This is a genomic window from Kyrpidia sp. (assembly GCF_023512215.1).
GTDB classification, from domain to species: Bacteria; Bacillota; Bacilli; order Kyrpidiales; family Kyrpidiaceae; genus Kyrpidia; species Kyrpidia spormannii.
The window spans coordinates 1-25,577 of sequence record NZ_JAILZZ010000045.1 but is presented as its reverse complement, the minus strand read 5'-3'; the positions used below and the strand labels follow the sequence as shown (position 1 = coordinate 25,577).

Genomic DNA, 25,577 nt, shown 5'->3' with positions numbered 1-25,577 from the left:
CCTTTGGACCAATCGCGGGACGGGTGACGGGATGGATGTTTCTTGGCACCGTACCAGTTGGAGCGCCGCTGGTTGCTCTGGTCGGCGCCCAGTATGTCGCGAGCGTTATTCCAATGCCTCCGGTGGCCGTCACGGGATTGGCGGCCCTTCTCTTGGGAGTGTCCCTTTGGCTCAACGCCGGGGGGGTGGAGTTGTCCAGCCGGGTACAAATGGGGGTCGTAGGATTGATCGCCTTGCTGCTCGGCGGGGCGGTTGTATTGTCTCTGCCATATATGGAGATTTCTGACTTTCGCCTCTTTGCTCCACGGGGGTGGTTGCACGTCGGGACCGCGGGCCTCCTGGTGTTCTGGTGCTTCGTAGGCTGGGAGGTGGTAGCCCATCTGGCTGAGGAGTTTCGTCAGCCGCAACGGGATGTTCCGCTCAGTCTCGTCCTGGCAGCGCTGATCGTCGGTGCCCTCTACACGGCGACAGCTCTTGTCACCGTAGGAACGGGTGCGTACGGCCAGGGGGGAGGGCTGACGCCCTTGCGCCAGTTGGTGGCCAGAGGATTCGGGCACCTGGCGGGAGATGTTACGGCCGGATTGGCTTTGTTCATCAGCTTCGGTACCATTCATACCAATATCGCTGGCTTTTCCAGGATGGTGTACGCCCGGGCGCGGGAGGGGGATTTTCCAAGGGTCTTTGCAGTCCTGCATCCCGTTAGCCGAACGCCCCGGGCTGCTTTGGTAGGGTTGGGTACGGCGTTTGCTGCTGTATTGTCCTTCTGTGTCGTCTTTCGTCCCAATCTCGGAAACTTCATGCTCTGGCCAGGTGTGGCTTTTCTTGTCCTTTACACTGTGACCATGGCTGCGGCCCTGAAGTTGTTGCCGAAAGGGGATCCGGGCCGGCCCATGGCGGCGATTTCCTTCGCAGTGTGTGTGGGGCTGTATCCATTCAGCGGATGGGCCTGTCTGTATCCTGCGACATTGGCGGCGGTCGGCGCATTGACGGGCCTGGTTGCTTTGCGAAGAAGGCGACAGACGGGGAGTCGACCGGTAGCGGCGAGTACGCGGGAAGATGCCCATTCTAGCAGGTCTAAAGCCTAATCAGCGCCAATTACATTCGCAGAAAATCGGACGGCGTGGTGATGGCAACGTGTGTTCCCCTGAATGGTTGTCGCTGTATGCTGACCAGTGGATGTGGGTGGGAACTGGTCGTCAGCAATTGTCGGACGTATTATCCGGAAAATTAAGTGGTTGGGACATGATTCTGCCAGTACGGACAACGATGAGGTATTGGTGGTGATCCGGGACCCGGCGATGGCCAAAGCCTGGGACGAGCGGTTCGAGCGGATGTGGAATGACGGCGGGAATTTCAAAGAGTGGTGAAGGAATCAGGCTTTGTGGCCGCTGGCCAGTGGTACGATGTGTGAAAAGGTGTATGCGGTTTGGAAAGAAGGTGCTCAGGATGGCCATTCCCCGGAAACTCCCGGAATTCCTCTGGCCGTTGTTCCACAATTACGTTCCAGAAAGTATAGACCCGGAACGAGACTGGAAATTCGTGATCCACACTGTCATGCAGGCCGGCACGTGGGAACAGGTTGAGTGGGCGGCCCTAACGTACGGACGTGAACGGTTTGAGCAAGTCTTGCGCGAAGACCTGGAAGGCAATCAGGAGTTGGCCCGTCCGGTGGCGAATTTTTGGTCAATCGCGCTTTGGGGCAAGCCGATTCCACCGCTCAAAAAGGGTGAGCGCTGGAGGCCCACGCGGAAGGTTCCGGGGGTGTAGGGGATTGTATTGGGATCGAATTGACTTGAAAACCGGCGAAACCCTGAAAGAGCTTCGCAAAACGGGACTGTTTCGGAGTTTCTATTTGTCTGGTGGGACGGCCCTAGCACTGCAATTGGGACACCGGGTTTCGGAGGATCTTGACTTTTTCACGAAAAATGCGAACAACAAACTTAACGCCCAGGCGGTTATGAACAGACTGGAACAGCATTTTGGTGGGAACGACTATTTTCTACCAAGGCTTTTTTGCAACAACTGGTCTATACGGAAGACTTGAAAGATAAGGGCTCGGTGGTTCGTCTACTTCATGTCCCCTGTGACTTCAATACACTGATGAAAGAACTGCAGAGCGCTGTTGGAGAAATGGCCCACCAAACATTCGCGCCGGGTGATGGGAAGACCGAAAAAGAGCCTCCAAATTCGCCGTCGGGTACCGCGACGTGTACCACCCGTTGCCAAACCTCGAAGGCGCCTGTTTCATCCTGCCGGTGTGGGTGCGGCGGGAAAAACCATGGAACGAAGCGGGATCATTGACGGGTAGCTGTGATTATTTCACCCATGCCATTAGGCATGAGGCTCTTGGACAGTTTCGACCCTTGCTCCGTACAGGAGCATGAGGCTATGCCCCCTTGGAAACCCAAGGGGGCTGAGTTTTTTCTAAGCCGGGTTCCGGCGTAGCCTCGGGATCCGGCACTTTTATCGCCTGTAATTTTTGGTGAAAACATCCGGTTGAATCGGAGCGCTCACCGGGCATACAATACGCAAAGAAAACACATGTTTGTTATGGAGGCGGCCCCGATGCGCCCTACCGCACTGATCCGTAACATGCTTCAAATCGAATACCTGCAGGAGGAACTCTCTCGGCAGATGCGGGTCGTGAAGCAGGAACTGCGAAGCCAGGGCGTCACCATCATCGAGATCGAGCGCCGGTCCTTGGATGTCCGGGTGTGGTACAAGGTGAACGGACGCCACTACGAAGCCTTGTTCATGACGCCCATGCTTCATGCGGAAGTGGAAGGAGTGTTCCACCGGTGGCTGGGCGAGACCCCAAAATGACTTGGGTGTAGGGATGATTCAACGAACAATCCGGCAAAGGGACGGGTTCGTGGTGAAGGAGGCCTGTCTGCCCTTGACACTGTTGGGCCTGAACAGGAATCGGTGTGCAACCGTTTCAGCTTGCCGGTGGTCTTATGATTATAGAACAGTACGAAGGGGGGCGGGCGGTGAAACGGCACGCCAACAGATCGCAGAATGCCGCGATTGAAGATGAGGATAGTCTCACGCGTTTTGCGGAGGAGGTGGGGCCGCGGGCACTGCGTCTTGCGTTTCGTTGGACGCGCAATCGCCAAATGGCCGAAGATGTGGTCCAGGAGGCGTTCCTGCGGACTTGGCAATCAAGGACGAGGATCGCGGAGAGCTCGCACACCTGGTTCTTCAAGATTCTTTGGAATGTGTTCCTCAATCACCAGAAACGAGTGAGATCCAACCGGGAGAGTGGTTTGGAACATGACACGCCGGTGCTTGAAATGGACCAATCTTACGAACGGATTGATGACAAGCTGGACATTGAGGGATTGCTGGCTACACTGCCCGAGATGGACAGACACCTGCTCGCGATGCGTTACGGGGAGGATTTCACCATCCAGGACATATCCGATATCACGGGCATGCCCGTGGGTACGGTGAAGTCCAGAATTCACAGAGCACTGAAACAACTTCGGAAGTCTCGGCCTTCCCTTCTTTGTTGTCCATTTTCTTGGGTCCATTATAGAATATGTACTGCCGAAACGAAAATGACGACGGTGGTGCGAGCGGTGCGGATTGTTAGTTCTGCATCCAGAGGTTCCTGTCAAACAAGGAGTTGATCCGGCCCATGCCGAGACCCTGTCTTTTGCTCGTGACCCGAAGCCACGAGGTATATGAGCTTTTTTGCCGCCAGCTGCATGACATGTTTTCCGATGCAATCGAACTACTCGATGCGGCGGAACTTGGTGTTCGTGTGGAGGCTGACCTTGCACTCTGTTCGTATCGGGAGGCACTGAGGGAACACGGCCTCCCGGAGGAACGCACTATCGTGGCGCGAAGAACGGTGGACCTGACAAAGGTGACAAATCTCGTGCAACTACCGCCGGGGACGCGTTGCCTGGTGGTAAACAACAGCTACGACACGGCATTGGAGACCGTGGCATCCCTTGAGAACTTGGGGCTGGACTTACGGCTCTATCCGTATGATCCGGGCGCACCGATGCCAGACGGGATTGAAGTGGCCTTGGTGGCGGCCACAGGTCGAGCATATGTTCCGCCGGCCGTGGACAGGGTGGTGGACATCGGGCTGCGTCCCATCGACTATACCACGCTGCTAGAGATCGCGTTTCGCCTGGATATTCCGTTCCGCAACTCACAGCTTTATTCGTCGACGTATATTCGCCAGATTGTTCAGCTTTCTCTTCACCTGTCGGAGTCCCTTCGCGTGGAGCGGATGTTGAACCGGCAGATGGATGCCATCTTCCAAACGGTCCACGAGGGTCTCGTGGCGCTTGCGGAGGACGGCAGAGTCGTACAGGCGAACCGCGCGGCGCACCGCATTCTGGGGTTGGACCCGGGGACGGAGTCGCTTGTCGGACGCCGCTTATGGGATGTGGTGCCGTCCTTCCCGGAGCTGACCGACATCACGTCGGAGGAGAACATCTACGCCTTCCACGAGTCGTTTCTTGTAATCAGCCGGACGGATGTAAGTGAGGGGGATATCGGGTCCGTGCTCGCGTTCCAGGATGTGACTCGCCTGCAGAAGCTGGAGCAGGATTTCCGCCGGAAGGTACAGAGCAAGGGATTGTTGCCGCGTTACTCCACGCAACACATCGTGGCGCAAAGCCCGTCGATGGTCAAGGTGCTGGAGGTGGTGGAGAAGATAGCGCGTACCGACAGGACGGTCCTGATTTTGGGGGAGAGCGGGACGGGCAAGGAACTCATCGCGCATACCATCCACCAGTTGTCGGCGCGCAGAGAAGGACCGTTTTTGCCGGTGAATTTCGCAGGGCTGCCTGCCACACTGGCTGAGAGCGAGCTGTTCGGCTACGAAGAGGGCGCGTTCACCGGCGCGCGCCGCGGCGGGAAGCCGGGGTTGTTCGAATTGGCGCACAACGGCACGTTGTTTTTGGACGAGATTGGCGATGCACCGTTCAGCATCCAGGCGTTGTTGTTGCGCGTGCTGCAGGAGCGGCAGGTAATGCGCATCGGTGGAGACCGGATGATCCCGGTGGATGTCCGGATTGTGGCCGCGACGAACCGGGACCTCAAACAACTGATCCGCGAAGGCAAATTCCGTGAGGACCTGTATTACCGCCTGTTCGTACTTCCGGTATACATTCCGCCGCTGCGCGAGCGGCGCGAGGACATCCCGCTGCTCGTGGAGCATTTCCTGATCCGTTACGGTGGACGCCGCATTCGCGTGGCGGACGCGGTCATGTGTCGTCTTCAGCACTATGACTGGCCGGGCAACGTTCGGGAGCTGGAGTCCGTGGTCCAATACATGGTAACCGTGTGCGAGGCCAGCGAGATCGGGGAAGAGGATTTGCCGCCGCAGTTCCGTGAACATGTGGCGGACGATGTTGACGATGAAGACGATATGGTGGACGCACTGCGGACATCCGGGGACTTGGATCAGTTCACCGCCGTCCTCGAAGCGCTGTCGCGGGCGAGCGAGATCGGTATGAAGTCCGTTGGACGTAGCTTTGTCGCGTCTTTCATTCAGGGATACCCCGTCCATCTGAGTGAGTCGCAAGTTCGGCACCGCATGGAGGTGTTGCGAAACCTGGGTCTCATCCGGACGGGCACCCGCCGGCAGGGCTCCGCCTTAACGGAAAAGGGTGTGAAGGTGCTGGAAGTTCTGCGCCGAGGTCACACGGGGTGAGCCGCGACAGGGCAAACCGGTTTTGCCCGGGGCAAGTCGGAGAGCGCGAATGGAGCGCGCCCTCCGGTGACGTGTGGGAAAGTCAAACGCGTTCGAGCAGATGCGCAAGCAGGGCCGCGCGCTGCGTGATATAGGGGATGAGGATGTGCTCGTGTTCGGCATGCGGCCCGTCTCCCACGGCGCCGAGACCGTCGAGTGTCGGCGCGCCGACCGCGGCGGTGAAGTTACCGTCACTGCCTCCGCCGACCATCGCCTCCTGCAGCGGCAAACCGAGTTCGCGAGCGATGTCCTGAGCCAGACGGAACAGTTGCCCGGTTTTTTCCGTGCGTTCCATCGGCGGGCGGTTGATTCCTCCGCTGACGGTGACGCTCAGGCCAGGGCGGCTCGGCTTTAGGTCTTCCATGATGCGATGGATTCTGTCCGCTTCATCCCACGTCACGGTGCGGACGTCCACGTCGGCCTCGGCCCCCTCGGGAACCACGTTGCTGCGGGTGCCGCCGTGCACGACGCCGACGTTGACCGTGGTACCGCGATCGTAATCCGTCAGACTCTCCAAATACTCCACCAACCGCGCCAGCTCGCGTACAGCGCTGATGCCGTCCTCGTGGTGATTGCCCGCGTGTGCAGCGCGCCCGCGGACGCGGACTTTGTAGATGGATACACCTTTGCGCGCGGTCTTCAATGCACCGGTCACCGCCTGGGCGGCCTCCACGACAAACACCGCCTTGCTCCTTTTCGCCTCCTCTTCGATGAGCGCGCGTGACGTGATGCTGCCGACCTCCTCGTCCGAATTGCAGAGGAAGACGATCCGCTTGTTCACCGGCAGCCCCAGCTCACGCAGGGCTTTTGCGGCCCACAGAGCCTGCACCAGTCCGGCCTTCATGTCGAGGATGCCGGGTCCGTAGATCCTGTTCTCTTCCACACGGTAAGCCAGCCGCCCCGGTTCCCACACAGTATCGAAATGGCCCACGATGAGCACCTGCTCCTCACCTTTGCCAAAAGTGAATTTCATGTGATTGCCAACCTGATCCTGCCGGTACACCTCCGGTGTAATGCCGAGGTGCTCCCGGAACTGTTCGGCCAGGACCTTGCCGCACGCATCGACGCGCTGCTTATCATAAGTGGGGGACTCCGTGCGGACGAGCGCTTCGATGCAAGATATCATCCGTTGCTGCTGGGATTGCAGGTATTCATGGATGTCGGACACCCTCTGACCACTCCTCGCATTGGACTCCACGCAGAGAATGGCTAGCAAGAAGAGTGCCAACCATTGTGTCATGCCCTCATGACGCCGCGGTCACCAAGGATGACCGTACTGATGATGACGGGTCGGCGGCTGGAGACGTTCCTAATCGCCTGAATCAACCCAAAAGAAAACCCAAAATGAAACCTAAACTTTGGAGCTCAGCCGTGATCCTCCACACAGCTGTGCGGTGGGTAGCTTCGACAGAACGTCTGCCAGCCACAAACCGCTCCATTTCTATTTTTCGCAGCAACGTGGCTCTTTGGCATTTCTCTTGCTAGCGTGATCAGGATACCGGCGTGCAATTGGAGCCGCGCATGTGACAGACACTCAAGGGGGTGAAGATGCAATGGCACTCGAAGGCAAGCGCGTGCTGGTGACCGGGGGCAATGGCGGTATCGGGCGGGCCATCGCGCGAACGTTCGCGGCAGCGGGTGCTGACGTGACGAGCGTGGACAGGCGCGTCCAGGAGGAAGCCGAATCTGATATCACGGATGTGGCCTTCGATCTCTATCAGACTGACCGTCTTCCTCATTTGGTGGAGGACCTGTGGCAGCAAGGGCCCGTTCACATCCTCGTCAACTGTGCCGGCATCTATCCGTCGAGCCCCGCCCTCGTGATAGATGAGAGCGCCTGGGATGCGGTGCTGGACCTGAACCTGAAGGTGCCGTTTCTCCTCTGCCGTGAGCTGGCCGGGCGAATGATCCAGGCGAATATCACGGGGTCCATCGTGAACATCGCCTCCACCGCGGCTCACACGGCGCGCCCCGGCGTGGCGCACTACGCGGCGTCCAAGGCCGGATTGGTGATGCTCACGCGAGTGCTTGCGCTTGAGTGGGCACCGTACCGGATTCGTGTCAACGCCGTATGTCCGGGCCTCGTCGAGACCGACACGCTACTCGCCAGCCTCGTCACGCCCGTGCTCACGCAGGAGCATGTGGAAAAGGTCGCCAAGGTACCGATGCAGCGGGCGGCGGAGCCGGGCGAGATCGCGAATGTGGTACGGATGCTGGCGGACGACGCGGTCTGCGGCTACGTGACGGGCCAGGCGCTGTTTGTCGACGGGGGTTACACCGCGGGCCAGACGTTCCCGTCCTTTCAACTGCAGATGCAGAGCGTGTTGGACAGAATCTGAGGCTTCAAAGGAGGCGATGCCGGTGAGATCTATCGACAAATCAGAGCGTGAGCTCATCGCCGCCGTTGACCGGGTCCGGCTCGTCGAGTGGAACCGGCGTTTGGTCCGCGAGGTGCGGCTGTCCGGATCAGCGGAGGAGGCCAGGGCCTTCGATGAGGTGCAAGCCGAATTGGAGCGGCTGGGCTTTACGACGAAGCGGATGTCAACGGATGCGTACATCAGCCTGCCGATCCGCGCGTCGCTCGAGGTGAACGGGGAAGCCGTGGACTGTATCACGCACTCGATGAGCGCGTCGGTGCAGGACCTTCAGGCATCCCTGGTTGATCTCGCCCCGTTGCCGCCCGACCGCTGGTCCGCAGACATCCTTGCCGGGCGCGTCGGGTTGACCGACGGGTTGGCGGTGCCGGGCCTCGTGGTGCGTGCGATGGAATGCGGCGCAGCGGGCATGGTGTTTGTCAATGGGGACTTGACGTACGAGATGATTGTCTCGCCCGTCTGGGGCCATCCCACGCCGGAGACGCTGGACAGACTGCCGACGATTCCGGTGGTATCGGTGACGCGGCACGGGGGAGAGCGGATTCGCGAGCTGATGCGCGGCGGTACGGCGGAATGCGTCATGACGACCGTTGTGGACACGGGCATTCGGCCCATCCCCGTGCTCACCGCGGAAATTAACGGCCGCGAGACGCCGGAGGACTTTGTCCTGTTCAGTGGCCATATCGACTCGTGGCACTACGGGGCGATGGACAACGCCAGCGCTAACGCACTCATGGTGGAGGTTGCGCGGGTGGTTGCGGCGCATCGGTACGAGTTGCGCAGATCACTTCGGCTCGCCTTCTGGTCCGGGCACTCCCACGGCCGTTATGCGGGATCCGCGTGGTACTGCGATACGCATTGGGAGGAGCTGCATGAGCACTGCATGGTACACATCAACGTCGATTCCGTGGGCGGCCGTGGCGCCACCGTGCTGAGCGAGGCAAACGCGATGGCCGAAACGAAGCCGCTGGCGGCCGAGGTTATCGAGGCGCTCACCGGTCAGTCCTTCGTTGGCACCCGCTACGGTCGATCCGGCGATCAGTCGTTCTGGGGTCCCGGCGTCCCCTCGCTGTTCATGGGCCTGTCGGAGCAACCAGCCTCCGATGATCCCGCCGCGCGCGCCTTCGCTGAGCTCTTCGGCGGCGGCAACACGGGCGGTTTCGGTTGGTGGTGGCACACGACGGAAGACACCCTGGACAAGATTGACCCGGATCTGCTCGTGCGCGATACGCAGATCTATCTGCTGGTGATCTGGCGCTTTTTGACCGATCCGTTGCTGCCCATCACCTGCTCAAAGGCGGCGTTGGATGTCGAGTCCGCGCTGATGCGCTGGCAGAGCCGCGCCGGGGAACACCTGGATTTGTCGGAGGCTATCCGCCGTGCGCGCGAATTGACACAGCGGCTGCGGGCTATCGATGCACAGATGCCGGACCTGCAAGACCCCGCCGCGCGCGAAACCTGCAACCGCCTGATCATGCGGATGTGCCGCCTGCTTGTGCCGCTCAACTACGTGAAGGGCAGCCCGTTCGATCACGACCTCGCCCTGTCTCAGTCGCCCTTGCCGAAGCTGGCGGACATCGATCGGCTGGCGGCCGAAGCGCCGGGCACGCTCCGCCACAGGGCGCTGCAAACGGCGCTGCGCCGTCGCTCGAACGAGGTATGCCACACGCTCAAGGAGGCCATCCGCCTGGCGGACGAATGGTCCGACGTACTGACGAATGCGCGGCGGCAGGAGGAGGGAGCGAGCGAATGAACTTCCTCGTGGTGGGTGCAGGTGCGATTGGCGGCGTGATCGGCGGCTATCTGTCCCGGGCCGAACAACGGGTGCTGTTTGTGGATAAGGATCCGGATCACGTGCGGGCGCTGCGGGAGCAGGGTCTCTCCATCCGTACTGCGTCGGAGACGTTTAACATCCCCGTGGATGCGCTCTCCAGTGACGCGTTCGCGGCGGAGGCCACGCCGCTGGACGACGTGGACGCGGTGCTGCTCGCGGTGAAGGCGCAGCATACGGAGGATGCGGTGGCCCCGTTCTCCCATCGTCTACCGGAGACGGCCTGCGTGGTCTTGCTGCAAAACGGCCTGTGCGAGGACGTCATCGCCCGTTACGTCGAGCCGGAGCGCACGGTGGGCGCGTTCGTCAACCTGTTTGCGGATTGCTTCGAACCGGGCGTGGTGGAATACGGCGGCATGGGGAGCCTTTTCATCGGCGAGCTTGACGGTCCGCGGGGGGAAGACGGAAGTCCCGTGGCATCTGGGGCCGGTGATTCAGGAAGGTCGCCGGCTCGACACGAGATGCGGTTGAACGGCTGCTCGATATGATCCGCGCGGCAGAAACCGGTCAGCGGCCACTGTCCTTGATCAACTTGGAGGAACTCAAACGATACACGAAGGAGGCAGGCTGAAAGATGTCAACCGTGCTGGGCGTAAACGCGGGAGATGTCCCGTTGCAGCAGGGGAGAGCGGTGCGCAAGGCCATCATCGCCGGCTCCATCGGCAACGTCATGGAATGGTACGACTGGTCCATCTACGGATTTTTCGCGTCAGTGATTTCCAAACATTTTTTCCCATCCCAGGACCCTGTCGCGTCGCTTCTTTCAACGTTTTTGGTGTTCGCGCTCGGCTTCGTGATGCGGCCGCTGGGTTCGCTGGTGTTCGGGCCGTACGGTGACCGCGTGGGTCGCCGCAAGGCGCTGGCCCTCGCCGTCATCCTCATGGCCATCGGCACGTTCGTGATTGGCGTCATCCCGACCTATGAACAGATTGGCGTGGCTGCACCCATTCTGCTCGTTATCGCGCGCCTGATCCAGGGCTTCTCGGCTGGCGCCGAGTGGGGAAGTTCGACATCGTTCCTGGTCGAGTACGCGCCGCGCAACCGCCGCGGATTTTACGGCAGTTGGCAGCAATTTAGCACCGGGGCGGGGTTGTTGTCGGGATCGCTCGTGTCCACGTTGCTCATCCTCTCCTTGCCGGCGACTGCACTGGAGTCGTGGGGGTGGCGCGTGGCGTTCCTCATTGGCATCGTGCTCGGTTTGGTGGGTCTGTACCTGCGGATGAAGATGGAGGATACGCCGAAGTTCATCCAGGCGGAGCAGATGGAGAACGTCGCCAAACAGCCGCTGAAGGAAATGGTGACCAAGCACCCGCTGCAGGTCCTGCAGGCCATCGGCTTCACCATCTCCTGGACCGTGTCTTATTACATCACGTTCACCTATCTGCCGACGTACGTCAAGACGGTCGTTCACATGTCGTTCGGGGCCGCGATGCTGTCGAACGTTATCATCCTAACGTTCTTCATCCTGCTCATTCCTTTCGTCGGTGCCCTGTCCGACAAAATTGGGCGTAAGCCGCTGCTTCTGCTCTCGTGTGCGGGATTCGCCATCCTGTCGTATCCGATGTTCCTGCTCATCAACCGCGGCAGCTTCTTCATGATCCTTCTGCCGCAGTTGATCCTCGCGCTATTCGAGTCGTTCTTCGCTGCTCCCGGTCCGGCCGCGCTGGCGGAGATCTTCCCAACGCGGGTGCGCAACAGCTCCCTGTCCGTCGGCTACAACATCGGTGTGGCGCTTTTCGGCGGCACGGCGCCGTTCATCGCGACCTACCTGATCTCAGTTTCGGGCAACAAGCTGTCTCCGACTTGGTACGTGGTCATTTGCGCCGTCATCACGTTCCTCGTGTTGCTCGGTCTCAAGGATCGTTACCGTGAGGAGCTGAACTGAATCCGAAGTGGTTGTGAAGGGCGGCGGTGGAGAGGCAGTGGGGCGCGCCGGACATCGTGATCAACAACGCCGGCATCTACCCGAGCCGGCGGCTGCTCGATGTGGACGCAGCGGAGTGGTCGGAGGTGATGGCCGTCAACCTGACCGCGCCGTTTCTCCTTACGCAAGCCTTTGCGCGCCTGATGCAAGCGCGGCAGGTGACTGGATGTTTCGTGAACATCGTCTCCAAATCCGCGCACCGCCCTCGGCCAGGCGGCGGCCCTTACGCAGTCTCCAAGGCAGGACTGGCGATGTTGACGCGGGCTTTTGCCCTCGAGCTCGCACCGCTGGGCATCCGTGTCAACGCGGGGAGCCCCGGCCTTGCGCCGGGTAGCGAGGTGAACGCGCTGTCCGACGAATATATCGCAACGATGTTGCGCCGGATCCCGCTTGGCCGCCCGTCGAACGCTGATGACGTGGGTGCGGCCGTCCTGTACCTGTGTTCTGATCACGCCGCCTACATCACCGGCGCCACCCTCGTCGTCGACGGTGGCAGCGCGGCGGGAGAGTTCGAGTTGCCGGAGGCGCACGCTTGAGCGCGATGTGCTAAAGTTTGAAGGGCTTCGCTGCGGTCAGGCCCCAACCCCAAAAACTCGAGGAGGATGAGAAAGATGTCAGCACCATGGCCCAACGGAGCACGCGTGGCGGTTTGCCTGAGTTGGGATGTGGACGGGGAGTCCGCGCAATACGTCCGGTTTCCGGACCGGGCCCGCAATCAGCTGAGCGAACTGCACCAGAGACTGTACGGTCCGCAGGTGGGCATCTGGAAGGTGCTTGACCTACTTCGCAAATACGACATCCCCGGCACGTTCTACATCCCGACTTACACCGCCAAGCTTCACCCCGACGTCGTCGAGGCGGTCCAGAAGGACGGGCATGCTCTCGGTCTGCACGGCCACCTGCATCACAGTCTGGAAGTGCTGACGCTAGAGGAAGAGGAGGAAATCCTCGTTCACTCGCAGCAGATCTTTCGCGAGCTCACCGGCTCCGTACCCCGTATCTTCCGCGCCCCGTCGTGGGAGCTCAACCGCTGGACCCCCGAACTTCTCGTGCGCCACGGCGTCCTGTCCGACTCCAGTCTGATGGACGACGAGAAACCCTATGCGCTTGAGACGCCCGCCGGGCAACTCATCGAGATCCCCATCCACTGGCTGCTCGATGACGCCGAGCACTGGAGCCACTCCCGCGCCAACCGGGACAAGGCCATTGCCGATCCTGACGCGGTGTTTCGCCTCTGGAGCACTGAATTCGACGGCTACTACGCCTCTGGTGGGTGCTACGTTCTGACACTCCACCCGTTCATCAGCGGCCGCTGGGCGTACATGGCTGTCGTGGAGCGGATCATCCGGCACATCCGTCAGTACCCCGGCGTGTGGTGGACCACACTCGACAGGGTCACGGACTGGGCGCTGGAGAGGCTCGCCCAGCAGGAACTTCCTGTTCGCCAGTCGCCGGCGCCGGAGCCACTGGAGTTTTGAGGAAAACGTGACGTCCCTGGAAGAATTGACCGGGCATCTCAGGCGGGTGCCCGGTTTATTGGTACGCCCGGCATGGGCGGTGTCTCTATGGTGGAAGTCCCGAACGGGGCTTGGCGACACACCGTTAGCTAAGAGCAAGAGTGTCCATCGCGAGGTGGCATGCGAAGGAAGCTGGAGGCAAACCCTCGGCCCGATGAACAAGAACCTCATACGAGCCCTCACGGCGAGGAACACACCGATCGCCATGGAGGAACGAATCCGACGGCTGAACACGTATCTGGGCGGCTGGATGGGGTACTTTGCCCTGGCGGAAACGCCGAGCACCTTCGAAGAAATCGAAGGATGGATACGGCGGAGGCTGCGGATGTGTCTCTGGAAACAGTGGAACCGGGTACGGACGCGATATCGTGAACTGTGCACTGGGATTGCCGGAGTGGGTGGTGCACCCATTCGCCAACGCCCGCAAAGGGCCATGGCGAATGGCACACGGGCCGATAAACAGGGCCCTGGGCAACGCCTACCGGCAGCCCAAGGCTTGATGAGTTTAACCGAACGTTACCGAAGGCTCCGTCAAGCTTGGTGAACCTCCGGATGCGGACCTGCAAGTTCGGCGGTGTGAGAGGACGGGGGCTGGCCGCCCCCTCCTACTCGATGTCCAGTTTCTTGGGGCCATTATACCCGGAGCATCGCTTGTGTAGCGATCGAGTAGGGAACCGCCAAGGACGTCAGGGGAAGGGCGTTGTGGATACTGCGCCAGGCAATGAATGCCCAAGTGGTCAAAGACCTTTTCGGGTGATCACCTGTTAATCACCCTTGCGCTTCAGATAGACTCGTCCCTGCGTCACAAGAACAGTTTCATCCTTTTGATTCGTAACAGTAAATTTAAGGGCAACCAATCCTCTATTTCCTTTGGATGAAGGTAATGTCTCGGTTACTTCAACGTCCGCGTATAACGTATCGCCTGGTCGAACTGGCGCTGTCCACTGTACAAAGTCCAGCCCGGTACCGCCGATGATTTCTGTTCCGAATCGATTGGTTCGGATCCACTCACTCCAAACCATACTCAACGTGTGAAATCCGGAGGCGATGATCCCTTTGAAAATCCCATTTTTCGCAAACTCAGGATCAATATGTATGGGCTGCGGGTCATAGCGATGAGCGAATTCGTAGATTTCCTGTGAGGTTAAGATGATGGGATTTAGCTTGAAGTGCTGGCCAACGAAAAACTCCTCAAAATACATAAGTTCGCAGTTCCTCCCTCCAATTACAAGAATGAAGCATCTCTATTTTGACGGCTGTGGTGTAAGCGCTGAGCTTATTTGGCGGTGTTTTTCTCACCGACATTTGCGTGACAATTGTACCGACGGCTATCCTGTGAAGCGATTACTGTACCGACACTTGACAAAAACGACCGCTTTCCGGGTGGGAGGCGCGTGCAATCCTGAGCCTCGTCAGGGCAAAAACTCGCGGTCCAAGTCGATTTCAAGACCCACGGTCTTCGGATCGAAGTCCAGTCTGATGGCAGCGTTTTTCGACCTGGTTAGGATGTCGTAGTACGCGAACGCGATTCCAGACTCGAACTTGTCCTCGGGATGCCGCCTGGCCACGTCGCGGTGGTGCCGGGCTTCTTCCAGCAGATCGGAGATCCACTGCTGTAAGATCAATCTGGCTTCTTTCGCTGTCGGCGTTGGATTTCCATCTGGCAAATCCAGATTTGTTCATGAAAGGTTTTGATTTCCCGTTTCCATTTGTCCATGATCCCTCTCTTCCACTCGGGACTAAAATAGTCCCAAGAGTCGCGCTTCAAGGCTCGTGCGGGATCGCGAATTTTGCGCTGATGAATTCCGCGTCAAAGACGAGAACGTCGGGATCGAACTGGATAGCTCGTTGAATTTTGCGCATGGGACCACCTGTGAATGGAATGATACACCGTTTTGCAAATTGAATCAATTTGAAAATCCCGCGACGCTCCAAAGTGCTGTTGGGCGAGCGTAAGTCAGCAGAATGCTTACACAACTGCTTGGGAGGTGCTAACCAATGCAGACAGCTCGGGCCGAGTTACATGCGCTTGTGGACCGGTTGCCTATAAAGGACTTGCTTAAGGTGAAGCGGTTTTGCGAAGCCTTGATGGCGGGGGATGACGTGGCGGACGATGGCTTGCCGCACCGCAAGGTGACTCTGGAACGGCTGCGTGAACTGAAACCGGAAGTTCTCGCTATAGCGCGGCAATATCGCCGCGGACGTCCGGGTGTTCGGCTCGGTGGTCCGGGGCGAGGTGGACGAGTTCAGCGGCGTGGATTTTTTGGTACGGTTCGAGAAGGACGTGTCGTTATTTGATTTGGCGGGCCTTCAGGAGGACCTTGGGGACTTGCTCGGATGTCCGGCGCATGTGGTGGCCGAGGATTCCTTGCGCCCGGAGATTCGGGCTGTCGTGATGGGCGAGGCGGTGGAGTTGTGAAGAGGCAAAAACAATCGCCCTCTCCCGATTATCAGGAAAAGGGCGATGTATGGTAGAATGGTGATGGTGGATTAGAAAAACGCTCGCCTCCGCCGGGAAGTTTCCCGAAAGGAGGCTAAGCTATCGAACCTCGTGAATATCGCCTGGTCATGGTTGTACTGGCGTTCCTCTCGGTGGTCCTGAGCATCGTCGGGTTGGTCGTAGGCATTGATGTTTTAATGCCTGGCTTCTGACGAGCTCCCACCTCGTCAGAGGCTCTGGTGCAAGGCCCGGCGGAGCGAGTTCCTTTAATATCCGTATTTTGGCGAATAGATGCCATTTCAACCGACGCAAAAAAATCTTAACCGATAGGGGTATAACTCGCTCTCTGTTGGAGAGAGGGGGATGATTCGTTTGTTTTCCATTCCGAGCAGGCTGCATCATGGAACAATCAAAGAAGCGGCGGACCAAACGATTCGCAATGGACTGATTTGTTTGCTGGTATGGGGGCTGTTTTGGCGTTGCGAGTAGATCCGAAAGCACTCTCCAAGGCGTCGGGTGCTTTCAAGAGCGTGGGGCAGAATGGGCCAGATATGTGTTATACCATCGGCTGGAATTGTGCGAGGATCTGTACCAGAACAGGCATGCGGACATTGTGGTTGGACCTCTTGCGGACAATTCGGTTGCAACGTGGTTCAGGAGATTCAAAGAACGACAGTACAAGTCCATGGAAGGGAGCGTTGAAAAATTCGTGCTTTTATCACTAGCACCCAGGATGGCCGACGGTTGACTGAGGCACAACTGGGAACGCAAATCGCCTTTTGCAATCCGGAACTAGCCCGTGCTATACTACAGATAGAAAAGATCGAATATTTCGGCCCGGAAGAGGGGTGAAAATCTATGGGAGCCGAAACCTATATCGCTGAGTGCATGGTCAAAATGCACCCCTCGGTTGCTTTTCAACAAGCCATGGAATGGATTCGTGAATACGAAAGGTTTCTTGTCACCATCCTGGAGCACGAGTCGGCGTACCGCCTGGCCGAAGCGGTGGTGTCGTGGAAACAACGGGGATTGACCGTCGAGCCATTGGCAGAGCACGCCCGGAAAGTGGACGCGGAACCCTACCCGAGCGAGGACGAGTTCGCGGCAACGGCTCCGTGAGGGGTGGCTGTGAAGCTGAATGCGTCGAGACCTACAAGCTTTGTGATCTTCTGCATAATATCGGCTTCTTCACATTTTTAGTTCTAATTGGGTAGTTAGGTTGTAGTATATCACCTAACCTCCGGAGGTGTGACTAGAAGCCGATGCCTCATTCATGATAAATTGCCTTTGATATGCGAAAAATGGGCCTTCATATTGAAGCGTGTCATGAACGTTTTTTCGACAAAAAACCTCCCACACTTGGCCGCAACAACCAGAGTGTGAGAGTCAATACCAACCCAACAGCCAGCGATCCGCAGAATTTTAGCATTCGTCTCAGGGTTTGCTATGGATATCACGTAGGAACTTTTCGATACTCATAAGATACTTTCGTAACATTTGTATTTGAATGATTTGTAGACCTATTACAATAATAAGCAACCATTCCATAGTGCTCCCCCGTTCTGCTTGGTAATGCCTATTCTCCCTAGTTATAGTTGTTCGCTACCATATTAACTTGACGTTGGCTCAAATACAAGGCCATAGTCCACTCGATTATTGCCGGGGCCTTGTCCCGCTCCTCGTAGATTTTCGTGGCGGCTTTTTTCTTCAATTCCGCCTCGAGAAAACCAGCGGCAGCCCAACGCAGCACCTGTTCCCCATTCTGCCTGCGCTTCACGTACCGACTCCCCATGCGCACCTATTCATGTGCCGATTCAATCGCACTCGGATCACGGTCACGGTCTCTTCCATTCTTTCCGCATGCTGGTTGCAGCCCCTGGATGCGCCTTCTCAAGCTGCGCCGCCAATCGCCGCAGGGCCGCCAGCCCCCTCTTTCTCGGTATCCTGACGCCAGGCCTCCCGCAGTTGCCGCTTGCCCCAGTCTCTCTGTTTCTGAATGACTCGAAGTCCCGTTTGCACCGCCAAAGCCATCAGCCCTTCTTTGGTCGATTCCATCACAATCCAACGGGGATAGCTGAATGGCCAAATGCTCGGAAGCATCGAGTCTGGAAAATTGCTTCTGGTTTTTCAGGACAATCTGGTGTACTCTTGATCTTGTAGGTGGCGCTCTCCTTTCTTTGTTGTTCCCAATCCCGTTATACCAAACGGGCTCAGGAGACCGCCACCTTCAAATTTCCACGAAACCCGGGACAACTCCAGTTGCTTCATTACTCTGGCTACGGGTATCTATCTGGTTTTTTACTGGTTGCCGTGTGTCAGTTGGATTCCATAGTTTTGCGACAGAGAGGGGTTCCGAATTCGTGAGTGATAAATTGCGGGTACGACTTGCTGTGCGAGGAATGACTTGTACAGGTTGCGCGGAACACGTGCACAAAGCCCTGGATAGTGCTGGGGCTGAGAGGATATCCGTCAACTTTTGCCGTGGAGAGGCGATATTTGAGGTTGATGATGCGCCCGGTATTGAGGCGGCAAAACGAGCAGTAACCGACATCGGTTATGAACCCGGTGACGCAGAGATTCTCAATCGTATGGCAAGCGGTTCGGAACTCGATGGGACCGGTGGCGACGAGTATGATCTTCTTATCATCGGATCCGGTGGTGCCGCATTCTCGGCAGCGATCCAAGCCGTTTCTCGCGGTGCGAAGGTGGGCATGATCGAACGCGGCACCATTGGTGGAACCTGCGTGAACATCGGTTGCGTGCCGTCGAAAACCCTGCTGCGCGCTGGAGAGATCAAACGTCTGGCAGGAAAGCATTCATTTGCCGGACTGCAAACATACGCCGGGCCAGTGGACTTGAAGGCATTGATCGCTCAGAAGAACGAGCTCGTCGAGGAACTGCGCCAGCACAAGTATATTGATCTAATCGATGATTATGGTTTTGAACTCATCCGGGGAGAGGCCCGATTCGTGAATGAAGGGACGGTAGAAGTGGGTGGGCGACCGATCACGGCCCGGAACTTTCTTATTGCCACAGGAGCTTCGCCGGCAGTTCCGGATATTCCGGGACTCAAAGACGTGGACTATCTCACAAGCACCACGGCACTGGAGCTTCAGGAAGTGCCAAAACGTCTTGCGGTGATCGGTTCCGGCTATATCGCAATGGAGCTGGGCCAGCTTTTCCATAACCTTGGCACCGAAGTGACGCTTGTCCAGCGAAGCAATCGGATCCTCAAACATTTCGATCCCGAAATTTCGGAAGCTGTCACACAGGCTTTGACTGAACAAGGCATTCAACTGATCCCGGGCGCCTTGTTCCAACGCGTTGAGCAGGAGGGCGACATCAAGCGAGTCCACATTACGGTGGAAGGGAAGGAGCGGATCATTGAGGCCGAGCAGCTTCTTGTTGCCGCGGGACGCACTCCCAACACGGATGCACTCAATCTCGAGGCTGCAAACGTGAAGGTCGGCAACCGTGGCGAGGTTCTCGTGGACGAATACCTGCGGACGACCAATCCCCGCATCTACGCTGCTGGCGACGTCACAATGGGACCGCAATTTGTCTACGTGGCGGCGTATGAGGGATGGGTGGCAGCCGAAAATGCGGTTGGTGGCGGCAGTCATCAAGTCGATCTGACTGTTGTCCCGGCTGTGACGTTTACGAATCCGGCCATCGCGACAGTCGGGCTCACGGAAGAGCAGGCCAGGTCTGCTGGATACGAGGTGATTACATCGGTATTGCCTCTGAATGCCGTTCCAAGGGCGCTTGTCAATCGCGAGACAACAGGTGTGTTCAAACTTGTGGCGGATGCGAACGCGGGGAAGATTCTCGGTGCGCATGTCGTGGCAGAAAACGCTGGTGAAGTCATCTATTCGGCGGTTCTTGCTGTAAAGTTTGGCCTGACCATTGAGGATCTGCGGAACACCATGGCACCGTATCTCACCACGGCAGAGGGACTCAAACTGGCGGCCCTCACGTTCGACAAAGACGTGTCCAAGCTGTCGTGCTGCGCTGGATGATGGAACACTATCATCGACGTTGAATGTAAAAATATGGTAACATTAGCAACGACACAGTGTCTTAAGGAGGGATTCGGGTGATCGAAGCAGTTGTATTCGACGCCTATGGTACGTTGTTTGATGTGCATTCCGTGGTAGATGCATGCGAGGATTCCTTTCCTGGATACGGTGAGCAAATCAGCCAAATTTGGCGACAGAAACAGCTTGAATACACTTGGCTGCGTGCCTTGATGCGTCAGTACGCAAACTTCGAAGAAGTTAATCGAGATGCATTGAAGTATACGCTCCATCAACTGAAGTTGAAGTTCGACAATACCATTGTTGAAAGGCTATTGAATGTCTACCTTCGACTCGAACATTATTCCGAAGTGCCACAGGCTCTTAAGGCTTTTCAGCCATACAAGTTGGCGATTTTGTCGAATGGGACTACGAACATGCTCGAAACCGTGGTTCGGAATACTGGACTTCGGACGTATTTTAACGATATTCTCAGTGTTGACGAGTTGCAAACGTACAAACCGGATCCACGGGTGTATGAATTGGCGGTTTCGACATTAGGGGTAGTCAAAGAGCAAATTCTGTTTGTCTCGTCGAACGGTTGGGATGTAGCCGGGGGAAAAGCATTTGGATTCACTGTCGCATGGGTCAATCGACAAGGTAAACCGCATGAAGAGTTGGGAGTGCGGCCAGATTACGTTGTACGGAACCTTCTCGAGCTTGTGGACACAGTTTCCTGAGTTGATGGAGAGTACAAATTTTGAACCTGTGTGTGAGAAGAAATGTGCCTGAGGAGAATAGGATAGTCGAAGGACGGACTTTTCAAGGTTGGGTTTCGATTAAGCCGAAATGAGACGATGTTCCCGGCTTTTGCATGGGTTTGGTCTGCATGAGTGGGCGGAATCCGACCGGGCTCGACTCGCGTTCGCTTTCCACATGCGCTTCACGAAGTGAACGCGAGATGAATCGCGCAGAAGTGGTGATCGCCTGGTGGATGGGTACGCACGGATCGAACAACTCGGGTGGGACGGGTTCCATGAAGGCCATACCTTGCAGGCCGCGGTCGAAGCCTATCGAGACCGGTACAGCTGCTATCCGGAGGCTGTGTTGGCCGATAAGGTCTACCGGAACCGATAGCCAGGCTCATTTCTCATTCAAATGTCAGAGCGGTGTTCCCTGAGAGAGGATGGGGGGGAATGAGACACGTTTTGTCGAAGACATTTACATGATAGGGGTGAGGGGCATGGAGAATTCGGATGTATTTGTCGACTTCGCAAAAAACATGATGAAGCAAGACGTTGTCATTGCTCCTTGGTTAACTTGGGGGGACGGACAAAATCGAATCCCCACCCATTTGCAGCGTGACATTGAGGTGATTGCGGAGAGGTTCGCGCATTTGCATTGGCGTCCGGACTGGCGGATCACTCTTACCGGGAGTTATCCCATCAGCAGGAACCGAGTTGCGGAAGCTTACCGAGAAACGGTTTCCAGCACCGCGGTGTATTTGAGTCATCTGGAGCTTGGCCAATTGAATGTAGCCGAAGAAATGGTAAAAGTCGCAGAAAGGTTAACCGAAAACTTTGTCGCTCAAACCGATCCAAAGGTTTTTGTGACGTTCTACCTTCTGACGGTCATATATGAAGACCTACAAGCATTGGAGTACTACGGCTCGATGCAAGCGAATGATTTTGTCCGAGGACACTTGCACAGACCCTGGGGGACGGAGACGCTCAGTGGGGAGCTTGAAGCCGCCGTCTCTGCCGAGGCGGTCGAAGTCGACACTGCTGCCGACCTTGTGCGACTCACTTCTCGGGGCAAGGAAATGTTGCGTTACATTGAAGGGATATTTCGTGAATCCGGGTTTTTCACATCCCGGTCCAGGCTGATTCGACTCAATAATTTCAATCATGTGGATGATATCGCTTCCATGATGGAAGCTCTTGCTCCAACTGCATGTGAGCACAGGAAAACGGTGGTTGAACTCAGCGGCATTCAGCCTGGCATGGCAGTGCTCGAATTGGGCTGCGGCACCGGTGCACTGACATTTGAGGCCGGGTTGTTCCAAAGGGTTGGACCCGATGGCCGTCTGGTCGCAACTGATCCGTCCACAAGTATGTTGGCATCGGTGAGGCGCAAACGCGAAACTTACAACGCCCATTGGGTGGAAGTCGTCCATGGGAAGGCCGAACGCCTGCCTTTTCCCGCGAACACGTTTGACAGTGTGATTGGATACGCTTTTCTGCACCTGACTGACATGGACGAGGCGTTGAGGGAGATCGCCAGGGTGTTAAAACCCGGCGGGTCATTGATCACATTGCATCCATTGCATTTTCCCGCTCGGAATGAGTTCTTCTTGGAGTGGTTTGCACCATTGCTGAAGACGGGAGGCACGCCCAGGAATCAGGACAATCTGCCCGGACCTGATACTGTCCCATCGGCGATGGAGCCGCACTTTGAGATTGTCCATCTTCAAAGCCTCGACTTGGAAATGCATTATACTTCCCCGCGCACGGTCGTGGAATTTTTTGTGGGGATTGTCGATGTTTTTGAGGAACAGATGGCAACGCTTCCATGGCGTGCGCGTCATGACATGGTCCAGCAACTCATCAAGAGAGGAGAGGAGGTATGCCGAAAGTATCCACCCGAAAGTCTTGTCGAGATGCATCCTGGTCAGTTCATTCGGACAATCGTGCGAAAGTAGGTTTCGGGGTGGGCGTTTCCGGCGTAAACTTTCTAAAGTTCCCTCTCTGAGGGAAAGGATGCCTGTGCTGAAAACGGCCTTCGAAGCGTTGACGCCGGGACGGCAGATACATCTGTATTTTTCTCAGGTCAAGCAATCCAAGACATGGCAAACACGAGGAGAAGCCGATCGCAGGGAGGCTTTCCCCTTAATCCCAACTCTTGAATCCATTCACAGCTCAACCCACCGCAAACGGCGCAGAGCCAGTATTTTTGCGTGGCAACCGACAGATCCGCATGGATGGCGTCTGACCTGGCTTCCATGCACGGTCCGAAGCATGTGCGGCTGCGGTATAGAAAAACTTCTACCCCTCATGATGCGACCATCGGGTGATGGTTCACATAGGACTCGAAGATATCTTGTCTCGCTTGTCGTTCTGACTGTACAATTGTTCGACGTCGTCCCAGTGCTCGAGAAGGACATTGACCATGGCGGGGTCGAATTGCCGACCGCGCTTTTCACGTAAGTACTCCTGGACACTTGAGCTGCTCCAAGGGGTTTTATACGGGCGACGGGACAAAAGTGCGTCCGTCACGTCTGCGACAGCCACAATTCGCGCACTTTCAGGGATTTCGTCGCCCCGAAGGCCATTGGGATAGCCGCCGCCGTCCACATGTTCGTGGTGGCACTCGGCAATGTCCTTGGCCATGACCAAAGCTTCGTTGTATCCGTAGATTTTGGCCATGTTGTCATTGAGGCGCATCAGGAGTTCAGCCCCCATGGTGGTGTGTGTCTCGACCAGGCGCCGTTCCTGGTGGGTCAAGGGACCCGGCCTGAACAGAAGTTCCCTGGGAATGTACAGTTTTCCCACGTCGTGCAGGACCGAGGCTGTGCCCACCCATGTCGCCTGAATCTCCGGCCATCCCAGCCATCGGGTCAAGAATGTGGAAATGTGTCTCACCCGGAACAGGTGGGGTTCCACCGAAGGATCCCCGGCTTCGGCAATTTCGGCGATCAGGAAAAACAACTGCTGGTAGGAATCTGAAATGTCCTGTGAGGTGATGTCCTGAACGTCCCGACAAACGCCGAGATAATAGAGTCCGTCAGGACGATGCACGGGTGTGATGGTCAAAGAAGAGTTCCAGAGACGTCCGTCCGGACGGCGGTTGGTGAGGATGCCTTTCCAGACTTGGGCGTTTCCAAGGCACTCTTTCATCGACCGGTATACCGAAGGGTGCGTCAATCCGGATTTGATGTACCCCGCGTCTTTGCCGATGATGTCCTCGCGCCGATAGCCGCTTGCTTCTTCGTAAGCGGTGTTCACAGTGAGAATTCGGTGATCCGCGTCGGTGACGATCACTGGATCCCCGAGAAGCAGATAAGGATCATACCAAGTTGCCATTCGTTTTCCCCGCCTTGAGATGCTTGTTGCTTTCAAGATCATGCGCTGTCCCTGCCGGGCAACCGCAAAAAAACTTTTTCTTGCACACGCCGCTGTGGGTAAGATTCCTCCAAAAAGGGTGACGGCCCGTTCCACCGTTCCTGTGACCGCCGGGCGGCGGCGCTGGTCCCTTCGGCGTGCGGCCGCCGTTGACGCCGTTTCGCGGATTTGCTTGGTGTCGTGAGCATTCGGGCGTCAAGCGCCCAATTCCGGACAGTTTTTCATTGCCTCCAATCATATAAGATGTATAGAATTGGTCCATACATCCAACTTCACGCTTACTCTATAGTGAGAACGTCGGTCAATCAAGGGGCCACCCTGCGCATCGATGAACATTTATAGAAGGAATCATGAAGAAAGGTAATATGTCCGAGGACTCGCTTTTTTCTTTAGTCGAGCAAGTTTCTGTTGATAAGTGGAGTCGGGAGTTGGATCATCAATTGATGACAAAGGCGGTCCGAAAAAACAACAAGCAACCCCGCCAGGGAACCCGACGGGGCAGTTTGCCATGCTGTGATCTTCGAACAGGTATTCCAGGCACGGATAGGGGTCCAGAACGTTATAACCCAGATAATGGGCATGTCGGACTCAACACGCCGATGGGATTCTTGCTGAAGGTTCGGGGAAAAAAGGGACATCGAAAAAGGCTCGTGTGGATACGAGGTTGACAGAACGGGCTCATGGCTATTCATGAGCCTGATCGGCTTTGTTTGGAGAGGCGACGATCATCCGAAAAACATCCACAAAACCAATAAACCGCACGCGATCGATAGAAAAACCCGCCAATCGGAGATTTTCCATCGTTTTGCGGTTGACGTTGGCTCCCACCATTCGGACGACGAGGGGATTCAGCACATGGAGCAGGAGGGCGATGGGAAGGTGGTCGCTCAGCATGTGTTCGATCATGTACAGGCGCCCCTCCGGCTTGAGGACCCGTCGGATTTCGCGAAGGCCTGCCACAGGGTCGGGGACGGAACAAAACACACAGGTGGATACCGCGGAGTCAAAGGTATCATCTTCAAATTGTAGATGTTGCACGTCCATGTGAAGCAAGCGGACCCTCGCCCGACTTTTTTTTGCCCGCTCTTCTGCGTATCTTAGCATGCGGGGGCTGAAATCGATAGCGGTGACGTGGAGCCCTTCCGGATAAAGTGGCAGATTCACCCCGGTTCCGACGCCCACTTCCAGCACCTCACCTCGAACCTGGCCGAGGAGTTCGGCCCGGTATTTATCCTTCACCATCCGATCCATCTTATCAAACAGGGGCGCGATGCGATCATACCGGCGCCGGATTGTATCGGAAAGGTCCGGCATATGCCTCCCCACCTCCGCTGCTCACGGGCTCGATTTTTAAGCCTAGGATACCACATGCGTCGAGACCAGTCACAGGCAATATTCCGGCGGTTGATCGGACGGCGGCAAGAGAGCTGTTGAAGGAAATATTATCCGCGGCGACGAAACTATAAGAAACAAGAATTGTCCAGGAGGGACTTTCATGGGGACCAGGGCTCGAGTTACTTTGCGAGGAACCTCCGACCATTTTCCGGAGCCGCACGATATGGAAATATATGTAAATAGTGCGGGGGGGGGGGGGGGGGGGGGTTTTTGGGCCATTAATATAAAAAAATATTAATATT

General features: G+C 56.9%; 25 protein-coding genes and 2 pseudogenes. 21 read left to right on the top strand and 6 right to left on the bottom strand.

From position 1 onward, the window contains the following. The 7 genes from K6T64_RS13340 to K6T64_RS13315 all read left to right on the top strand — a co-directional run. A partial coding sequence (locus tag K6T64_RS13340) for an APC family permease (RefSeq protein WP_288010669.1) occupies nucleotides 1-1,085 on the top strand: 1,085 nt, incomplete at its 5' end. A gap of 150 nt (nucleotides 1,086-1,235) precedes the next feature. After that, nucleotides 1,236-1,367, top strand: coding sequence for a phospholipase D-like domain-containing protein (locus K6T64_RS13335; protein ID WP_288010668.1), 132 nt, complete (start codon nucleotides 1,236-1,238; stop codon nucleotides 1,365-1,367). Nucleotides 1,368-1,446: 79 nt separating this feature from the next. Further along, nucleotides 1,447-1,767: a DUF6922 domain-containing protein gene (locus K6T64_RS13330; protein ID WP_288010667.1), complete on the top strand. Its 321-nt coding sequence runs from the start codon at nucleotides 1,447-1,449 to the stop codon at nucleotides 1,765-1,767. Next, nucleotides 1,727-2,044: a nucleotidyl transferase AbiEii/AbiGii toxin family protein gene (locus K6T64_RS16905; RefSeq protein ID WP_353737819.1), complete on the top strand. Its 318-nt coding sequence runs from the start codon at nucleotides 1,727-1,729 to the stop codon at nucleotides 2,042-2,044. Before K6T64_RS13330 ends, K6T64_RS16905 begins: the two co-directional genes overlap by 41 nt. Nucleotides 2,045-2,565: 521 nt before the next feature. After that, complete coding sequence (locus tag K6T64_RS13325) at nucleotides 2,566-2,823, top strand: YhjD family protein (protein ID WP_288010666.1); 258 nt, start codon at nucleotides 2,566-2,568, stop codon at nucleotides 2,821-2,823. A 167-nt stretch (nucleotides 2,824-2,990) separates the two neighbouring features. After that, nucleotides 2,991-3,632 carry an RNA polymerase sigma factor gene (locus K6T64_RS13320; protein WP_288010665.1) on the top strand — a complete coding sequence of 214 codons (642 nt, stop codon included), beginning with the start codon at nucleotides 2,991-2,993 and terminating at the stop codon, nucleotides 3,630-3,632. A gap of 8 nt (nucleotides 3,633-3,640) precedes the next feature. After that, entirely contained in the window at nucleotides 3,641-5,677 is a 2,037-nt protein-coding gene (locus K6T64_RS13315) for a sigma-54 interaction domain-containing protein (protein WP_288010664.1), read from the top strand. Nucleotides 5,678-5,759: 82 nt separating this feature from the next. Here the strand turns inward: K6T64_RS13315 and K6T64_RS13310 are convergent, their stop codons facing one another. Next, nucleotides 5,760-6,884 carry a M20 family metallopeptidase gene (locus K6T64_RS13310; protein ID WP_288010663.1) on the bottom strand — a complete coding sequence of 375 codons (1,125 nt, stop codon included), beginning with the start codon at nucleotides 6,882-6,884 and terminating at the stop codon, nucleotides 5,760-5,762. A gap of 385 nt (nucleotides 6,885-7,269) precedes the next feature. Between K6T64_RS13310 and K6T64_RS13305 the strand changes: the two genes are divergently transcribed. The 7 genes from K6T64_RS13305 (at nucleotide 7,270) to K6T64_RS13275 (ending at nucleotide 13,907) form a co-directional block, all read left to right on the top strand. Further along, nucleotides 7,270-8,055, top strand: coding sequence for an SDR family NAD(P)-dependent oxidoreductase (locus K6T64_RS13305; protein ID WP_288010662.1), 786 nt, complete (start codon nucleotides 7,270-7,272; stop codon nucleotides 8,053-8,055). Nucleotides 8,056-8,077: 22 nt separating this feature from the next. Next, nucleotides 8,078-9,844, top strand: a complete 1,767-nt coding sequence (locus tag K6T64_RS13300) for a M28 family peptidase (protein WP_483306148.1) — start codon at nucleotides 8,078-8,080, stop codon at nucleotides 9,842-9,844. Continuing rightward, nucleotides 9,841-10,410, top strand: a complete 570-nt coding sequence (locus K6T64_RS13295) for a ketopantoate reductase family protein (protein ID WP_288010660.1) — start codon at nucleotides 9,841-9,843, stop codon at nucleotides 10,408-10,410. The genes K6T64_RS13300 and K6T64_RS13295 overlap by 4 nt, the downstream gene beginning before the upstream one ends. A gap of 86 nt (nucleotides 10,411-10,496) precedes the next feature. Further along, nucleotides 10,497-11,807, top strand: a complete 1,311-nt coding sequence (locus K6T64_RS13290) for an MFS transporter (protein WP_100667377.1) — start codon at nucleotides 10,497-10,499, stop codon at nucleotides 11,805-11,807. A 26-nt stretch (nucleotides 11,808-11,833) separates the two neighbouring features. Next, nucleotides 11,834-12,382 carry an SDR family NAD(P)-dependent oxidoreductase gene (locus tag K6T64_RS13285; RefSeq protein WP_288010659.1) on the top strand — a complete coding sequence of 183 codons (549 nt, stop codon included), beginning with the start codon at nucleotides 11,834-11,836 and terminating at the stop codon, nucleotides 12,380-12,382. Between the two features lie 75 nt (nucleotides 12,383-12,457). Next, the gene (locus K6T64_RS13280; RefSeq protein WP_288010658.1) at nucleotides 12,458-13,324 is read left to right on the top strand and encodes a polysaccharide deacetylase family protein; all 867 of its coding nucleotides are present in this window, start codon (nucleotides 12,458-12,460) and stop codon (nucleotides 13,322-13,324) included. A gap of 7 nt (nucleotides 13,325-13,331) precedes the next feature. Further along, on the top strand, nucleotides 13,332-13,907 hold the full coding sequence (locus K6T64_RS13275; protein ID WP_288010657.1) for a group II intron maturase-specific domain-containing protein: 576 nt from the start codon (nucleotides 13,332-13,334) through the stop codon (nucleotides 13,905-13,907). Nucleotides 13,908-14,127: 220 nt separating this feature from the next. Here K6T64_RS13275 and K6T64_RS13270 read toward each other — a convergent pair whose 3' ends face one another. Beyond that, a complete protein-coding gene (locus K6T64_RS13270; protein WP_288010656.1) occupies nucleotides 14,128-14,565 on the bottom strand; it encodes a MaoC/PaaZ C-terminal domain-containing protein in 438 nt (145 codons plus the stop codon). A gap of 210 nt (nucleotides 14,566-14,775) precedes the next feature. Further along, nucleotides 14,776-14,988, bottom strand: coding sequence for a hypothetical protein (locus tag K6T64_RS13265; RefSeq protein ID WP_288010655.1), 213 nt, complete (start codon nucleotides 14,986-14,988; stop codon nucleotides 14,776-14,778). A 584-nt stretch (nucleotides 14,989-15,572) separates the two neighbouring features. On the opposite strand from K6T64_RS13265, the gene K6T64_RS13260 reads away from it, so the two are divergent. Both K6T64_RS13260 and K6T64_RS13255 read left to right on the top strand, forming a co-directional pair. After that, nucleotides 15,573-15,782, top strand: coding sequence for a nucleotidyltransferase family protein (locus K6T64_RS13260; RefSeq protein ID WP_288010654.1), 210 nt, complete (start codon nucleotides 15,573-15,575; stop codon nucleotides 15,780-15,782). A gap of 879 nt (nucleotides 15,783-16,661) precedes the next feature. Continuing rightward, entirely contained in the window at nucleotides 16,662-16,922 is a 261-nt protein-coding gene (locus K6T64_RS13255) for a hypothetical protein (RefSeq protein ID WP_288010653.1), read from the top strand. A gap of 586 nt (nucleotides 16,923-17,508) precedes the next feature. On the opposite strand, the pseudogene K6T64_RS17040 reads toward K6T64_RS13255, so the two are convergent. After that, a pseudogene (locus K6T64_RS17040) lies at nucleotides 17,509-17,798 on the bottom strand (IS256 family transposase); the annotation flags it as partial. A gap of 365 nt (nucleotides 17,799-18,163) precedes the next feature. Here K6T64_RS17040 and merA point away from each other — a divergent pair. The 5 genes and pseudogenes from merA to K6T64_RS17035 all read left to right on the top strand — a co-directional run. Further along, nucleotides 18,164-19,822, top strand: coding sequence for a mercury(II) reductase (gene merA / locus K6T64_RS13240; protein ID WP_288010651.1), 1,659 nt, complete (start codon nucleotides 18,164-18,166; stop codon nucleotides 19,820-19,822). Between the two features lie 77 nt (nucleotides 19,823-19,899). Then, nucleotides 19,900-20,559 carry a haloacid dehalogenase type II gene (locus K6T64_RS13235; RefSeq protein WP_288010650.1) on the top strand — a complete coding sequence of 220 codons (660 nt, stop codon included), beginning with the start codon at nucleotides 19,900-19,902 and terminating at the stop codon, nucleotides 20,557-20,559. A gap of 250 nt (nucleotides 20,560-20,809) precedes the next feature. Beyond that, nucleotides 20,810-20,956: a hypothetical protein gene (locus tag K6T64_RS13230; RefSeq protein ID WP_288010670.1), complete on the top strand. Its 147-nt coding sequence runs from the start codon at nucleotides 20,810-20,812 to the stop codon at nucleotides 20,954-20,956. Nucleotides 20,957-21,347: 391 nt separating this feature from the next. Continuing rightward, nucleotides 21,348-22,520: a methyltransferase domain-containing protein gene (locus tag K6T64_RS13225; RefSeq protein ID WP_288010649.1), complete on the top strand. Its 1,173-nt coding sequence runs from the start codon at nucleotides 21,348-21,350 to the stop codon at nucleotides 22,518-22,520. Between the two features lie 52 nt (nucleotides 22,521-22,572). After that, nucleotides 22,573-22,683 (top strand): annotated as a pseudogene (locus K6T64_RS17035) (hypothetical protein); the annotation flags it as partial. Between the two features lie 213 nt (nucleotides 22,684-22,896). On the opposite strand, the gene K6T64_RS13220 reads toward K6T64_RS17035, so the two are convergent. Both K6T64_RS13220 and K6T64_RS13215 read right to left on the bottom strand, forming a co-directional pair. Further along, a complete protein-coding gene (locus K6T64_RS13220) occupies nucleotides 22,897-23,901 on the bottom strand; it encodes an HD domain-containing phosphohydrolase (protein WP_288010648.1) in 1,005 nt (334 codons plus the stop codon). A gap of 723 nt (nucleotides 23,902-24,624) precedes the next feature. Further along, complete coding sequence (locus tag K6T64_RS13215; RefSeq protein ID WP_288010647.1) at nucleotides 24,625-25,254, bottom strand: class I SAM-dependent methyltransferase; 630 nt, start codon at nucleotides 25,252-25,254, stop codon at nucleotides 24,625-24,627. Nucleotides 25,255-25,577 lie beyond the last annotated feature (323 nt).

Bases quoted from the DNA above. Each gene is read 5' to 3' on its own strand.
- K6T64_RS13295 (WP_288010660.1), top strand. From the start codon at position 9,841: ATGAACTTCCTCGTGGTGGGTGCAGGTGCGATTGGCGGCGTGATCGGC.
- K6T64_RS13220 (WP_288010648.1), bottom strand. From the start codon at position 23,901: ATGGCAACTTGGTATGATCCTTATCTGCTTCTCGGGGATCCAGTGATC.
- K6T64_RS13280 (WP_288010658.1), top strand. From the start codon at position 12,458: ATGTCAGCACCATGGCCCAACGGAGCACGCGTGGCGGTTTGCCTGAGT.
- K6T64_RS13305 (WP_288010662.1), top strand. From the start codon at position 7,270: ATGGCACTCGAAGGCAAGCGCGTGCTGGTGACCGGGGGCAATGGCGGT.
- K6T64_RS13215 (WP_288010647.1), bottom strand. From the start codon at position 25,254: ATGCCGGACCTTTCCGATACAATCCGGCGCCGGTATGATCGCATCGCG.
- K6T64_RS13270 (WP_288010656.1), bottom strand. From the start codon at position 14,565: ATGTATTTTGAGGAGTTTTTCGTTGGCCAGCACTTCAAGCTAAATCCC.
- K6T64_RS13315 (WP_288010664.1), top strand. From the start codon at position 3,641: ATGCCGAGACCCTGTCTTTTGCTCGTGACCCGAAGCCACGAGGTATAT.
- K6T64_RS13255 (WP_288010653.1), top strand. From the start codon at position 16,662: ATGGGAGCCGAAACCTATATCGCTGAGTGCATGGTCAAAATGCACCCC.
- K6T64_RS13330 (WP_288010667.1), top strand. From the start codon at position 1,447: ATGGCCATTCCCCGGAAACTCCCGGAATTCCTCTGGCCGTTGTTCCAC.
- K6T64_RS13325 (WP_288010666.1), top strand. From the start codon at position 2,566: ATGCGCCCTACCGCACTGATCCGTAACATGCTTCAAATCGAATACCTG.
- K6T64_RS13290 (WP_100667377.1), top strand. From the start codon at position 10,497: ATGTCAACCGTGCTGGGCGTAAACGCGGGAGATGTCCCGTTGCAGCAG.